Annotated in this window: 11 protein-coding genes; 8 read left to right on the top strand and 3 right to left on the bottom strand. The window is 69.8% G+C overall.

Going from position 1 to position 14,379, the window contains the following annotated elements; all coding sequences use genetic code 11:
• Window positions 1-224: 224 nt before the first annotated feature.
• Entirely contained in the window at window positions 225-2,621 is a 2,397-nt protein-coding gene (locus FHR38_RS10160; RefSeq protein ID WP_184539478.1) for a M28 family peptidase, read from the bottom strand.
• A 101-nt stretch (window positions 2,622-2,722) separates the two neighbouring features.
• Between FHR38_RS10160 and FHR38_RS10155 the strand changes: the two genes are divergently transcribed.
• The 8 genes from FHR38_RS10155 (at window position 2,723) to FHR38_RS10120 (ending at window position 12,175) form a co-directional block, all read left to right on the top strand.
• A complete protein-coding gene (locus FHR38_RS10155) occupies window positions 2,723-3,103 on the top strand; it encodes a hypothetical protein (protein WP_184534432.1) in 381 nt (126 codons plus the stop codon).
• A 118-nt stretch (window positions 3,104-3,221) separates the two neighbouring features.
• Window positions 3,222-4,448 (top strand): PP2C family protein-serine/threonine phosphatase, encoded by a 1,227-nt coding sequence (locus FHR38_RS10150; protein ID WP_184534431.1) that lies wholly within the window; start codon window positions 3,222-3,224, stop codon window positions 4,446-4,448.
• Window positions 4,448-6,241 carry a sensor histidine kinase gene (locus tag FHR38_RS10145; protein ID WP_246446416.1) on the top strand — a complete coding sequence of 598 codons (1,794 nt, stop codon included), beginning with the start codon at window positions 4,448-4,450 and terminating at the stop codon, window positions 6,239-6,241. Before FHR38_RS10150 ends, FHR38_RS10145 begins: the two co-directional genes overlap by 1 nt.
• The gene (locus FHR38_RS10140) at window positions 6,238-6,690 is read left to right on the top strand and encodes a response regulator (protein ID WP_184534429.1); all 453 of its coding nucleotides are present in this window, start codon (window positions 6,238-6,240) and stop codon (window positions 6,688-6,690) included. The genes FHR38_RS10145 and FHR38_RS10140 overlap by 4 nt, the downstream gene beginning before the upstream one ends.
• Window positions 6,691-6,694: 4 nt before the next feature.
• Window positions 6,695-7,537, top strand: coding sequence for an inositol monophosphatase family protein (locus tag FHR38_RS10135; protein ID WP_184534428.1), 843 nt, complete (start codon window positions 6,695-6,697; stop codon window positions 7,535-7,537).
• Between the two features lie 157 nt (window positions 7,538-7,694).
• Entirely contained in the window at window positions 7,695-8,669 is a 975-nt protein-coding gene (locus tag FHR38_RS10130) for a coiled-coil domain-containing protein (RefSeq protein WP_184539477.1), read from the top strand.
• Window positions 8,670-8,705: 36 nt separating this feature from the next.
• Window positions 8,706-10,268: a fused MFS/spermidine synthase gene (locus tag FHR38_RS10125; protein WP_184534427.1), complete on the top strand. Its 1,563-nt coding sequence runs from the start codon at window positions 8,706-8,708 to the stop codon at window positions 10,266-10,268.
• 71 nt (window positions 10,269-10,339) lie between these two features.
• A complete protein-coding gene (locus FHR38_RS10120; RefSeq protein WP_184534426.1) occupies window positions 10,340-12,175 on the top strand; it encodes a serine/threonine-protein kinase in 1,836 nt (611 codons plus the stop codon).
• Between the two features lie 22 nt (window positions 12,176-12,197).
• Here FHR38_RS10120 and FHR38_RS10115 read toward each other — a convergent pair whose 3' ends face one another.
• Entirely contained in the window at window positions 12,198-12,884 is a 687-nt protein-coding gene (locus FHR38_RS10115; RefSeq protein ID WP_221448973.1) for a potassium channel family protein, read from the bottom strand.
• Window positions 12,874-14,226 carry a TrkH family potassium uptake protein gene (locus FHR38_RS10110; protein WP_312882016.1) on the bottom strand — a complete coding sequence of 451 codons (1,353 nt, stop codon included), beginning with the start codon at window positions 14,224-14,226 and terminating at the stop codon, window positions 12,874-12,876. Before FHR38_RS10110 ends, FHR38_RS10115 begins: the two co-directional genes overlap by 11 nt.
• Window positions 14,227-14,379 lie beyond the last annotated feature (153 nt).

Here is a 14,379-nt window from a genome sequence, read left to right as displayed (position 1 = left end):
ATTTGTCGTGAATCCGGTACGGTGGCGCGATGATCAACCGGTCGTAGTCGGCAGTTCAGCAGGATGTCGGTGGTGATGTGGTGATGGCGAGCGGGAGAACTTTCATTATGTGCTCGGCTCGCAATAGGCGGCACCCGTCGACTGTCCACCCGCAATGTCTGATGTCGATGGCATGCGAGCCGAGCGGCGGGTCGGCCCAGGCCGACCCGCCACTTGCCCAAGGATCACAAGGCGAAGGTACGGGCGACCGCGACCATCTCCGAACTGTGTGAACCGACGATGCCCACGTCCGGCGGACGAGGCCGGAAACCGGGCAGGCCGGCGAGCCCGTCGCTGGCGTCCATCGCCCGCAACCACACCTGACCACCGATCGGGCGTACCACCAGGGTGACCTCGATGCCGTCGCTGGGCGGGGCGTGGAAGACCAGGCCGAAGCTCCAGCGCTCGGCCGGGCCGGACTGCACCGGAACGCTCCGACCGGCCACGGTCGCCTGTTCCACCGTCGCCGTCGTCCCGTCGACGTGCAGCGTCACCAGACGCACCGGCCGTTGGGGGCGCAGTCGCAGACGCAGCGTACGCAGCCCGCCGAAGGTGGTATCGGCGAGCTTCTCGATCTCCGGGGCGGGCAGGTCGGCCGCCTGGGCCGGGCCGCTGCGCAGCTTTCCGCCGCTGGCGGCCGGCAGCCCGATGCCCGGGAAGTCGTCACTGACCGGGGCGGGCGCGTCGACGTACTGGGCGGTCCACGGCTGCGGATCCGTCTCACGACTCAGCCAGCGGGCGGTGCCGGAGCTGGCGTCCAACGCGTACATCAGGTGGGTGGGTGCGGGATGCGCGGCGTCGAACCGGTCGACGGTCAGGCCGACCCCGGCGAAGACCACCGCCGCGAGGGTCGCGGCGAGCGCCGGTATGGCACCGACCCGCCGGGCCCGGACCGCGACCATGGCCCGCTGCCCGCCAGCCTGCGGATGCAGCAGGTCGACCACCGGCAACGCGGCCAGCCCGAGCAGCACGGTGACCAGCGCGGCCACCCCGCCCTGTTTCATGCCCAGCGCGGGGAAAAGCAGCACCACGGTCGGCAACAGGATGACCACGCCGACCGCCGCACCGGCCACCCCGGCGACCACCGCCCACGGTCCGGACGGTCGGACCAGGAGCGCCACCACACCCGCCGCCGCCCCGGCCAGCGCCGGCAACGTCGCGAGGTACGACCCGCCGGGGGCCAGCCCGGCGAACACCACCCCGAGTACGGCCAGCCAGCCGAGCCCGCCGATGGCCAGTGCGACCGGACCGGTGCGTCGACGGGTCAGGGCGTACCAGACGAACAGGACCGCCGTGGCCAGCGCGATCACCGAGAGGCGATACCACCACGGCTGGTACGGGTCGAGTAGTTGGGCGTAGCCGGGGCGGATCGTGGTGATTGCCCACCACAGCAGTTGCGCGGCCAGCGGCGCGACCACCAGGGGCACCAGGGCCAGCCCGAACCCGGCGGCGATCCGGGGCCACGAGGTGCGTCCCCGCCGTCGGGCCAACCAACCCAGCACGCCGACCGCGCCGACCGCGAGGAGCGCCAGTGGCCAGGTCAGCCAGCCCGGGTAGCGGACCAGACCGCCGGGGACCGGGAAGTAGGTGGCGTCGGTGGAGGACTCCAGCCTCGTCAGGTCGGTTCGGCCGAACTCGCGGGCCAGGGCCAGCGCGTTGTCGCCATGGTGTTGCAGGCTGCCCCGGTCCACCGACTCGGGTGTGTCCAACGGGGTGTGGTAGATCGCGCCCCCGTCGATGTAGGCGGAGTTGAGGCCGGTGAAGCCGTTGTCCAGGAAGGCGGTGAAGTCGGTGTCGTTGGGCAGCAGCCGGTAGACCTCGACGGCGAAGGACGTGCCCACCGGGTGCGGTGCGGCCCGGCTGAAGACGTCCACCAGGGCGGCGTTGTTCTCCGACGTCTGGAACATGACGACCGGTCCGGTGCTGCCCCGGGCCTCAAGGTTGATGACCACGCCGCCGTCCGCGGCGAGCGGGTGACTGGCGGCGAACGCCGCCGCGCCGCAGAGGCACGCCTCCTCGGCGTCGGTGAGCACGAAGACGATGTCGTTGCGGGGCCGAGGGCCGGTGGTCAGCGCCCGGGCCACTTCGAGGATGGCCGAGGTGCCGGCGGCGTTGTCGTTGCCGCCGGGACCGACCTGCACCGAGTCGTAGTGCGCGACCAGGAAGATCCGACCGGTGGAGTCGGTCCCGGGCAGGCGGGCCACCACGTTGCGGACGTGGGCCAGGGTGCTGCCCCCCGCGCCGCCACTGAGTTCGCCTGCCTCCCCGCCGATGGTGTCCTGCACCTCGGTCTCCAGGCCGAGACCGCGCAGCACCCCCTCGACGTGGGCGCGGACCTGATCGTTGGCCGGGCTGCCGGCGACATGCGTCCGGTCGGCGACGACTCGCAGGTTCCCGTACGCCCGTTCGGCGCTGAACCGGTCGGCGGGGGCGTCCACGCCCAGCGGGGTGGGGGTACGGATGTCGAAGAGGACGGCGGCGCCGACGGCGAGCAGTGCGGCGAGCGCCGCCACGGCGGCTAGTGGACGGCGCGCGGGCCGGGCCAGCGCCCGGTCGGCCGGGTGTGTGAGAGGTGGGCCCACCACGGGTTTCCTCCTGAGATGGTGTCGGGGCTCACCATCCTGCCGCGCCCTCGGGCGCGGTGGGTTACCGGTCATCCGGCCGGTCGCATAGCGTGGAACGTATGGCATCAGCACATGTGTCTGATCCGCTCACCGCGCTGCGGGAATTCGTCGAGCGGATCACGCCGTACGACCCGGATCCGGCGGCCACCGTCGGCACGGTCGGGATCGACCACGGCCACGAGTCGGGGGAGTTCCGACTCACACCGCACCTGGCCCGGGCGCTGGTCGAGGCGTTGGCCAGCTACCGTGATCCGGCGGATCGGGGCACCTGTGCGGGCTGTGGTGGTCGGCGACTCGACGACAACCTGCACTGCCAGGACTGCGGTCGCCTGCACGGGGTGCTCGGCGCAGTGATCTTCGAGCGGGCGGAACGAATCTCCGAGCAGGCGGAACGGGTCCAGTGGGCGGCTGGAACGGACGCGGAGAGACCCCTCGGATGACGGTTCGGATGACGGCACCGGGCACGGATGTCGCCTGTGTTGTGTGGCTACGCCGCGTAAGGCAGGATCAGCGAGCGCTCGGGAAGATTCCATACATCGGCAGGAGCGAGGTGGCGATATGACCGGCTCCTCCACCGTACCGCGAGTGGCCCAGGTGCCCGGCGGTCCCGGTGATCCCCAACGTCTGCCCCAGAGGGAACGACTCCGGGTTCTCCTCGTCGAGGACGACGAGGGAGACGCATTCCTGGTCCGCGAGCTGTTGGCCGAGGCCGACGCGGCGGTCGACCTGGTCGTCGCCACCAGCCTGACCCAGGCCCGGCAGCGGATCGGCGGGGTCGACTGTGTGCTGCTCGACCTCGGCCTGCCCGACGCCGAGGGGCTCGACGGACTACGCCAGGTCCTGGACATGTCCAGTCGGGCGGCGGTGTGCGTGCTCACCGGCCGCAAGGACGAGCACCTGGGCATCGGCGCGGTGGCCGAGGGCGCGCAGGACTACCTGGTCAAAGGCCAGGTGGACGGGGTGTTGCTGAGTCGGGCGCTGCACTACGCCGTGGAGCGCAAGCGGGCCGACGAGAACGCCCGTCGGCTGCGCGAGGTGGAACTGCGGCAGATGGAGTCCGCTCGGCTGGAACGTGGCCTGCTGCCGCAGCCCCTGATGGACACCGACCAGGTGGCGGTGCACACCTTCTATCGTCCCGGTCGACACGCCGCGTTGATCGGCGGTGACTTCCTCGACGTGGTGCAGACCGCGCCGGACCGGATCGATCTGATCATCGGGGACGTCTGTGGGCACGGGGTGGACGAGGCGGCGCTCGGCGTCGAGCTGCGAGTGGCCTGGCGGGCGCTGACGCTGGCCGGTGTTGCCGATGACGAGGTGCTGCCCGCCGTAGAGCAGGTGCTGATCAGTGAGCGGTCGGCGCGGGAGATCTTCGCGACCGTGGCCGCTGTCCGACTCGACCTGGCCCGCAACCGGGCCACGGTCCGGCTCGCCGGCCATCCGCCGCCGCTGATCCTCTCCGCCGGGACGGTCTCACCGGTGCCGGCCCCGAGCGGCCTGTTGCTCGGCGTGCAGCCCCGCCGGCCGGTCGCCTTCGAGGTGGACTTCGACACGGAGGACTGGTCACTGCTGCTGTACACCGACGGCCTCATCGAGGGCCGGGTCGGCAAGGGGAACGAACGGCTCGACGTGCCGGGCCTGAGCGCGCTGCTCGGGGCGGGCGACTCGCACCACGTGCCGTTGCCGCAACTGCCCGGATGGCTGGTCGGTCGGACCGAGGAACTCAACGGCGGCCCGCTCGCCGACGATGTGGCGATGTTGCTGGTGAGTCGGGGAGGTGGTCGGTGATGGGCAAGGCCGGATCGGGTTCGGGGCGGGGCCGCTGGACGTTACGTCGGCGGGTCAGCGTGCTGGTGGTCGTGGTCGGACTGGTGCTCTCCGGCCTGGCCGCCGGCGAGGCGACGGTGGCGGCCAAGAACCGGGAGTACCTGGACGTTCTGCTCAACAAGACCGGCCCGCTGCGGATCGACGTGCAGGGGCTGCTCAACGCGATGGTCGACCAGCAGAACGGGGTCCGGGGCTACGCGGTCACCGGGGACCAGCGCGAGCTGGGGACGTACCGCGACGGCGTCGAGAAGGAGCGGGAACTGATCGCGTCGATGGACGCCCTGCTCGACAGCCAGCCCGCCATCCGCCGGCAGCTGTACGCCGTGCGGGACCAGGCCGAGCAGTGGCGGGTCACGGTCGCCGTACCGGCCATCGACACGACCGCCACCAGCGGTACGGACGCCGGACAGGCCCTGCTCACGGCGCAGCGTACGCAACTGTTCGACCAGTTACGCGCCGCTGTGGACGTACTGCGGGAACAGATTCTGGAGCTGCGCAACAGGGTCGCCGAGGACGCCAGGCAGAGCGGTAACGCACTGGTCCTGTTGCTCATCATCGCGGCGGTCGTCGTACTGGTCGCCGGGACCGCCCTGCTGACCTCGCTGAACCGGCTCATCATCGGCCCGGTGACCGCGCTCGCCGCGCAGGTGCGTCAGGTGGCGAAGGGAAACTACGACCGGAGCATCGAGCGGGTTGGGCCGCCGGAGCTGGCCCGGCTCGCCGAGGACATCGACGGGATGCGCCGGAAGATCGCCGAGGATCTGGCCGAGGTACGCGAGGCGCGCACCCGGATCGAGTGGGTCAACAGCCAACTGGAGAAGCAGGCGGAGGAGTTGGTCCGGTCCAACCGCGACCTGGAGCAGTTCGCCTACGTGGCCTCACACGATCTACAGGAACCGTTGCGCAAGGTGGCCAGCTTCTGTCAGTTGCTGCAACGCCGCTACGCGGGACAGCTCGACGAGCGGGCCGACCAGTACATCGCCTTCGCGGTGGACGGGGCCCAGCGAATGCAGCGGCTGATCAACGACCTGCTCGCCTTCTCCCGGATCGGCCGGCTGACCAGCGGTTTCTCCGACATCGACCTGAACCAGCTGATGACGGAGGTGTCGTCGCAGACCGAGACGGCCCAACGCAATGCCGACGGTGAGCTGACCTGGTCGGAGCTGCCGGTCGTCCGGGGCGAAGAGGCATTGTTGACCAACCTGTTGGTCAACCTGGTGAGCAACTCACTCAAGTTCCGCCGGCCCGACGTGCCAGCCCGGGTACATGTCACGGCCAAGCGGGCGGGCGACGAGTGGGAGATCACCTGTCGGGACAACGGCATCGGTATCGAGCCCGAGTTCGCCGACAAGATCTTCGTCATCTTCCAGCGGCTGCACTCGAAGGACGCCTACCCCGGTACCGGCATCGGCTTGGCGATCGCCAAGAAGATCGTCGAGTACCACGACGGCCGGATCTGGGCTGTGCCCGCCGAGGGCGGCGGTACGGAGATCAAGTTCACCCTGCCGGCAGTCGCGAGCCTGGACGACCTGGTGGAGGGGCCCGGTGCCGAGGAGGCCGAAACCATCGACGAGACTGGACCGGTCGATCAGGCGACTGCCGGTACGGCCAGCGAGCGGCCCGCTGCCGAGACGGCCGGCGACTCGTCCGGTGAGCAGCCGGTGGCGGGCGAGAACCCGTCCGGTGACCGACCGACGGCGGACGAAAACGAAGAAGACTCCAAGCGGAAACAGCGGGATGAGGTGACGACATGACGGCCCCAGCGGATGGCAAGAGCCCCATCGAGGTACTGCTCGTCGAGGACGATCCAGGCGACGTGCTCATGACGCAGGAGGCGTTCGAGGAGCACAAGCTGCGTAACCGGTTGACGGTGGTGTCCGACGGTGCGGAGGCCCTGGCCTACCTGCGCCGGGAGGGCGAGTACGCCGATGTGGTGCTCCCGGATCTGATCCTGCTCGACCTCAACCTGCCCAAGCGGGACGGGCGGGAGGTGCTCGCCGAGATCAAGAAGGACGAGCAGCTCTGCCGGATCCCGGTCGTGGTGCTGACCACGTCCCAGGCCGACGAGGACATCCTGCGCAGCTACCAGCTACACGCCAACGCGTACGTGACCAAGCCGGTCGACTTCGAGCGGTTCATCACCGTGGTGCGGCAGATCGACGAGTTCTTCGTCAGCGTGGTCAAGCTGCCGCCGCGCAAGTGACGCCATGATCGAAGAGGTTGGGTCGCTGTTACGAGCGGCTGCCGCCACCGCGATCCTGCCCCGGTTCCGTCGGCTGGACGAGGCGGAGATCGAGGAGAAGACCCCGGGCGAGCTGGTGACGGTGGCCGACCGCGAGGCCGAGCAGATCATCTCCGACGGGCTGCGGCGGCTGCTGCCCGGTTCCGTCGTGGTCGGTGAGGAGCAGGTCGCCGCCGACGCGGAGCTGCTGCGCCATCTGCACGGCACGGCACCGGTGTGGCTGGTCGACCCGCTCGACGGTACGGCCAACTTCGCCACCGGCCAGCGGCCCTTCGCCGTGATGGTGGCGCTGTTGCGCGACGGGGTCACCGACACGAGCTGGATTCTCGATCCGGTGGCCGACCGGCTGGCGGTGGCCCGGGCCGGTGCCGGGGCGTACCTGGATGGGGTGCGGGTGCGCAGCGCGGACCTGGCGCTGCCCCGCTCGGCCCTACGTGGTGCGGTGTCGACCCGGTTCCTGCCCACAGCCCTACAGGTCCGGGTGGTGGCCGGCGCGAAAGGGTTGGGCGAGCTGTTGCCCGGGCAGCACTGCGCCGGTCAGGAATATCCGGACATTGTGCTCGGCGTACAGCAGTTCGCACTCTTCTGGCGGACGCTGCCGTGGGACCACGCCCCCGGTGCACTGCTGGTGCAGGAGGCGGGCGGGGTGGTCCGGCGACTGGACGGTAACCCCTACGACCCGACCGACGAGCAGACCGGTCTGCTGGTGGCCGCCAACGAACGCGTCTGGTCGCAGGTGCACGAGGCGCTGCTCGCCGGGGCGGACGGGCTGGCGGATCGAGGTAACGACAGGGGTCCGGTAGGCTGACCCGCGGTCGCCGCCCTGGTGTCCATCCGGGTGCCGGCGGTGACTGCCGCCGACTGGTCAGCTGACCACACCGGGGGTGGGCGGCCGACGGAAGGATTTGTGCTTCGTGCCCAGGACGGCAGTCAACCGGCATCGCACATTGTGGTCGATCGTGCTCATGGTCGCCGCGACGGTCTTCTCCCTCGGCGGCCCGGTGACACCGGCGCTCGCCGTACCGGGCCCCGGTGACGAGGGCGGCAGCAAGAACCTGCGCGAGGCCCTCGAAGCCGCGTCCAAGGGACACATCGAGGCCAAGGCCAAGCTGGAGAGTTCACAGAAGCAGCAGGCAGCACTGGCCACCGAGCTCCAGAAGATCGAACTGCGGCTGGTGGACCTCACCGCCGGGGTGGGCGTGGTTGCCGCGCAGTCCTACCGGATGGGGCGACTGACCCCGACGAGCATGCTGCTCAACAGCGCCTCCCCGGACGCGTTCCTGGAACGGGCCGCGATGCTGGAGATGATGGCGCAGCGTGACGATCGGCAGTTGAAAGCGCTCACCGCAGCGCGCGAGCAGGCGGCCCGGGCAAAGGCCGCGATCGACAACGAGGTGACGGAACAGGCCAAGCAGCTCGCCATCATCGCCAAGCGGAAGCAGGACGCGGAGCGGGCGTTGGCCGCCGTCGGTGGTGGGAGCAGCGGCGGCTACGTCAACGCCAACTCCCCAGCGGCCAAACCGGCTCCCCGCAACTCGGACGGCTCCTGGCCCAAGGAGTCCTGCACGGTCAACGACCCGACCACCAGCGGCTGCATCAGCCCGCGCACCCTGCACGCGATGAACCAGGCCAAGGCCGCCGGCTTCACCTGGTACGTCTCCTGCTATCGCAGTGGTGGCGGTGGTGAGCACCCCAAGGGCAAGGCGTGCGACTTCGCCTCGGCCAAGGGCGGCTTCAAGAACTCCAATGCGACCGGGGCGGAACGGACCTACGGCAACAACCTGGCCGCCTACTACGTCAAGAACGCCAACCGGCTCGGCGTACTCTATGTGATTTGGTATCGGCAGATCTGGATGCCGGGCACCGGCTGGCGGGCCTACAACGGCGGTGGCTCCCCGGCCAGCGATCACACGAACCATGTTCATCTATCGATGCTTTGACCCGCAGCGGGGATGACGCTGCGTACCATCTCAGCGATGGAAACTCCACCGTCGGACGTCGCCGCCACCCACCCCGTACCGGACGGGCAGGTGGTGGCACCCCGCCCGTTGCCGTCCCCCCTGGCCGCCGTACTGGTCTTCCTGTCCAGCGGCGCGGTGCTCGTACTGGAGACCGCCTCGTTGCGCCTGGTCGGCCCGTACGTCGGAGTGACCCTCCAGGTCACCAGCTCGGTGATCGGGGTGGCGTTGGCCGCCATCGCGTACGGGGCCTGGCTCGGCGGGTGGACCGCCGACCGGCGTGACCCGCGCCCGTTGCTGGCCCCGGCGCTGGTGCTCGCCGGGATCGCCACGGCGGTGACCCTGCCACTGGTCCGTTACGCCGGTGAGGTGCTGCGCGGCGGGGCGACCGCCGGGATCCTGTTGCTGACCGCGTTGGCGGTGTTCCTGCCGGCGGCCCTGCTGTCCGCGATCACCCCGCTGGTGGTCAAGTTGCAGCTCGGCGACCTGCGCAGGACCGGTCAGGTGGTGGGTCGGCTCTCCAGCATCGGCACGCTCGGTGGCATCACCGCCACCCTGGGCACCGGATTCGTGCTGGTCGCGGCACTGCCGAGCAGCGCCATCATGCTCGGACTCGCCGGGGTGCTCGGGGTCACCGGCATCGCCCTCGGCGTCTACCTGCGTCGGCAGAATCGGACCACGGTCCCCGGCAAGCCCCGGATCAAGGCGGTCGTGGCGGTGCTCGGCCTGGTCGGCGCGGGGCTGACCACCGTTGCCCCGAACCCGTGCGACGTGGAGACGGCGTACCACTGTGCCCGGGTGGCCACCGACCCGGCCAAGCCGAGCGGCCGGATGCTGCTGCTCAACTCGGCACAGCACTCGTACGTCGACCTCGCCGATCCGACCCACCTGGAGTTCGCCTACACCCGGTGGTTCGGTGCGGTCGCCGACGTGCTGGCCCCGCCCGGCGTACGACTCGACGCCCTGCACCTCGGCGGCGGCGGGTTCACCATGCCGCGATACCTGACCGCGACCCGGCCCGGCACCGACAACGTGGTCTACGAGATCGACGGCGAGCTGGTGAAGTTGGCCGAGCGGGAGTTGGCGGCCCGCCCCGGGCCGGACCTGCGCGCGGTGGTCGGGGACGCCCGGATGCTGGTGGCCGCGCGACCGGACGCCAGCGCGGACCTGGTGGTGGGGGATGCCTTCGGGCACATCGCGGTGCCCTGGCACCTGGCCACCCGGGAGATGGCCGCCGAGATCCGGCGGGTCGTCCGGCCGAACGGCAGCTACGTGCAGAACGTGATCGACTATCCGCCGCTGCGGTTCATCCGAGCCGAGTTGGCCACCGTCGCCGCCGAGTTCTCGCACGTCGCGTTGATCACCGAGCCGGACGCGCTGACCGGTACGCAGGGGGCCAACTTCGTGATCGTCGCGGCCCAGACGCCGCTACCGCTCACCGCGCTGCGGGCGCGCCTCGACGTGGTGAGCGACGGGCCGGTCACGCTGCTTTCCGGCTCCGCCCTGACCGACTTCGTCGGCGGGGCGTTGGTGCTCACCGACGAGTACGCCCCGGTCGACCAGCTGCTCGCCACCTCCTGATCCGAGAACGATTCACCAGAACCGCGCCGGCAAGGTGTAAGTGGTGCGCGCGACGGGCATAAACCCTGGTCATGGGAGGCACGGGCAGTTACGTTGGGCAATCGCTCGGCGGGCGTTACCGGCTCGTCGACCGACTTGGCGTGGGCGGCATGTCGGTGGTGTGGCGAGCGCACGACGAGGTTCTGGGTCGCGAGGTCGCGGTGAAGATGCTCGTTCCCCGGCTGGCCGGCGACCGGGCCTTCCGAAACCGGCTGCGGATGGAGGCCAAGGCGGCAGCCCGGCTGTGCCACCCGCACATCACCAACGTGTACGACTACGGAGAGTCCCGCCACGACGGCCTGACCATCCCGTACGTCGTGATGGAACTCGTCGATGGCCGCTCTCTGGCGGCCCTGCTCACCGAGCGGGAACGGCTGCCCTGGCGCGATGCCGTGGTCGTCTGCGCCGAGGTGGCCGCCGCGCTGGCCGGTGCGCACGCCCGGGGTGTGGTGCACCGGGACATCACTCCGAACAATGTCATGCTCACCTCGACCGGTGCGAAGGTGGTGGACTTCGGCATCTCCGCGTTGATCGGGGAGCGCGACGTCAGCCAGGACGGCAGTCTGCTCGGCACCCCCGCGTACCTGGCGCCGGAGCGGCTGGATGGCGGCCAGGTCTCCCCGGCCGCCGATGTCTATGCGCTCGGACTGCTGCTCTATCGCGCCCTCAGTGGTCGCCTACCGTGGCGGGTGAGCACCACCACCCAGGTGCTGCGGGCACATCGACGTCGGGAGCCGGAGCCGATGCCCGCGCTGGACGGCCTTCCCGACGAGGTGGTCGAGCTGTGTACCCGGTGCCTGGCGAAGTCACCCGGCGAGCGGCCGAGCAGCGCGGAGGTGGCCGCCGTGTTGATGGCCGCCGCCGGCCCGGCGACACTGACCAGGCCATTGATCGACTCACCGATGGGCGCGGCGGCGGGCTCGGATGTGGCGGCTGGTCTGGTGGCTGCGACTGGCTCGGATGTGGCGGCTGGTCTGGTGGCTGCGACTGGTTCGGATGCGGCGACTGGCTCGGATGCGGCGGCTGGTCTGGTGGCTGCCGACGAGCAGTCCGGGGCCGGGCCGGACCGGGACCCACAGGCAACCGGCCGCCTGCTGGAGTTGGACTGGTCGACCGAGGCGTGGCGCGTGGACGACGCTCCCCGAGGTCGGGGCGGGGCGTGGCTGGCGGGCCGGAGCGGCGTTGCCGCAGCCGGTGTCGGCCTGCTGGCGCTGACCGGCTTGGTCTGGTCGGCCACCGCGCAACCGCCAGCCAGTGGCGGTGCCGCGCCCGCCGCGCAGGCACCGGCGTCGACGCCGACCTGCCAGGTCGAGTACGCGTTACGCCAGGACTCCGGCAGCGGCTTCGACGCCGATCTGACTGTCACCAACACCGGGGTCGAGGCGGTACGGGACTGGTCGTTGATCTTTTCGTTCCCCGGGGACCAGGCGATCACCAAGGGGAAGTCGGGTCGGTGGGAGCAGCGGGGAAGGCAGGTGGTGGTCCGGCCGACCGTCGGACAGGGCGTACTTGCCCCCGGCGGCTCTACCGCGCTCGGCCTGACCGGCGAGTACGCAGGTGGTAATCCGCTCCCGGTGGAGTTCCGGCTCGGCGATTCGGCCTGTGCGGCCAAGGTGTCCGGTGTTGCGGGGAGTGCCGCTGATTCTGGGGTGACTGCCGCATCGGCTGATCCGCCGAGCGCTCGGACACCGCTCGCCGGGACGGGGGCCGGTAACCGGAAGGGCTCCGGGGCTGGTCCGGAGAGCGATCGCGCCAAGAAGGGCGAAAAGGGCAACAAATCCCAGAAGGGTCAGGGCGACCAGAACAGCCAGGGCAGCGGCAATGGCTCAAAGAAGGGTGATAGCGACGATGACGATGGCGACGACTAGGTTTCGTCGTCGGCTCGCACCCTCAGGTCAGGGCGGCGAAGGCCTGGACCTGATCGATCGTGCCCTCCACGATGAGGATGCTGTCCGGCGGCAGCACCAGGTCAGGGTGGGCGTGGGCGAAGTTCTGACCGGGGCTCTGGACTCCGATCAGCGAGATTCCGTACCGCTCCCAGAGACATAGTTCCGCTACGGACCTACCGACCATGTCGCCTGGCACCCGGGCCTTGGCGAGGGCGAAGTCGGCACCGATCTCGACGAAGTCGAGCATCCTGCTGACCAGTAGATGGCCGATCCGCTGGCCCATCGCAGCCTCGGGAAATATCACGTGTGCGACACCCATCGCGTTGAGGATCTTGGCGTGGGCGTTGGAGGACGCCCGGGCCCAGATCTCCGAGACGCCGATCTCGGTCAGGGCCAGGACGGTCAGCAGACTAGCCTCGACGGCGCTGCCGAGGGCCACCATCACCCGTTCGAAGTCCGGCACGCCGAGCTGCCGTAGTGCCGTCTCGTCGGTGGAGTCGGTCTGTACGACATGGGTGAGCTGCTGGGACAGGCTCTGGACGACCTTCGGGTCTCGGTCGAGGGCGAGCACCTCATGCCCGAGCTGGGTCAGCGTGATCGCCACCTGGCTGCCGACCCGGCCCAGGCCGATCACCACGACACCTCCGGCCGCCGCAGCGCTCCTCCTGGCGTTCCTTCTAGCCGACAATGGGTCGCTCCTCCGGGTATTGGTAAAGCCGGTGCCGGGTGTTCAGCGCGAGTGCCGATGCGGCGATGATCGTGCCGAGCCGGCCGACGTACATCAGGACGATCAACAGGACCTGTCCCTCGGTCGGTAGCGCCCCGGTGACGCCACCGGTCAGGCCGGTGGTGGAGAAGGCCGAGACCACCTCGAACATGGCCCAGTGGAAACGTAGGCCCCGGGTGAACGCCATCATCAGCAGCGTTCCGACCGCCACCATCGCCACGCCGAGTAGTGCGATCGTCATGGCTTGGCGCTGGGTGGCCGTGGCGATTCGCCGCCGACCGACTACCACGTCCGGCTCGCCGCGGATCTCCGCCCAGAGTACGAAGGCGAGCAGGAAGAACGTGGTGACCTTGATACCCCCAGCGGTGCTGGCGCTACCGCCACCAACGAACATCAGCCCAATGGTGATTGCGATTGATTCGTCCCGCATCTGGCCGTACTCGACGCTGTTGAACCCGCCGGATCTCGGCATCGTGCCCTGTACGAAGGCGGCGAGCAGTTTGGTCGGCACGTCGAACGGACCGAGCGTGTGCGGGTTGGCCCACTCGGCGGCGAGTATGGCCAGGAAACCCACCACCAGCAGCGTGATCGAACCGCCGATGGTCAGCCGGGTCTGCACCGACCAGTGGGCTGGTTGCCGCCACCACCGTCGCAGGTCGAACAGCACCGGGAAGCCGATCGACCCGGCGATCACCCCGAACGTGATCGGCAGGCAGATCCACGCGTCGCCGACGAACCTCGTCAGACTGCCGTCGAACAGTGCGAATCCGCAGTTGTTGAACGCCTGTACGGCGTGGAACACGCCGTACCAGAGGGCCCGACCCGGCGGGTAGGCGTATTCGAGCCAGAGCCGTGCGGCCAGTATCACGGCGATGGTCGATTCGCAGACCAGGACGATCAGGGCACCCCGCAACAGCACCCACCGTACGTCGCCGAGGGAGAGCCCGCCGCTCTCCGTCTGCAACAGCAGCCGGTTGCGTAGACCGAGCCGTTGCGACACGAGAAGTGCCAGTAGCAGTGCCACGGTCATGATGCCGTAGCCGCCGATCTGGGTGGCCACCGTGATCAGCACGTGGCCGAAGGTGGACCAGTACTCCAGGGTGTCGGTGACGTTGAGGCCGGTGACGCAGACCGCCGACGTGGCGGTGAAGAGGGCCGGCAGAAACGAGGCGCTGCCTGGGCCGGCCCGAGCGGCGGGCAGCATCAGCAGGGCGGTCACCACCGCGATCGCCCCCAGGAAGGCCAGCGGTACGGCCCGGACCGGGTATCGCAGGACGGACGCCGTCAATCCCCGAGCCCTCACCCGCCCTTGGATATCACGGGATCAGCCCGTCATCTCGACATAAGCGGATGATTCACTCGTACGCAGCCAAGATCGTGGAGCGCGTCACCGCCGCCTGGCGGGAGGTCACGATCTCAGCCGAGTACGCGACGCGGGTACGGCAGAGCCGGAAGG

This window comes from Micromonospora polyrhachis (assembly GCF_014203835.1).
GTDB lineage: Bacteria > Actinomycetota > Actinomycetes > Mycobacteriales > Micromonosporaceae > Micromonospora_H > Micromonospora_H polyrhachis.
Note: the sequence above shows the minus strand (reverse complement) of the source record. Positions and strands in the feature narration are given on the sequence as shown.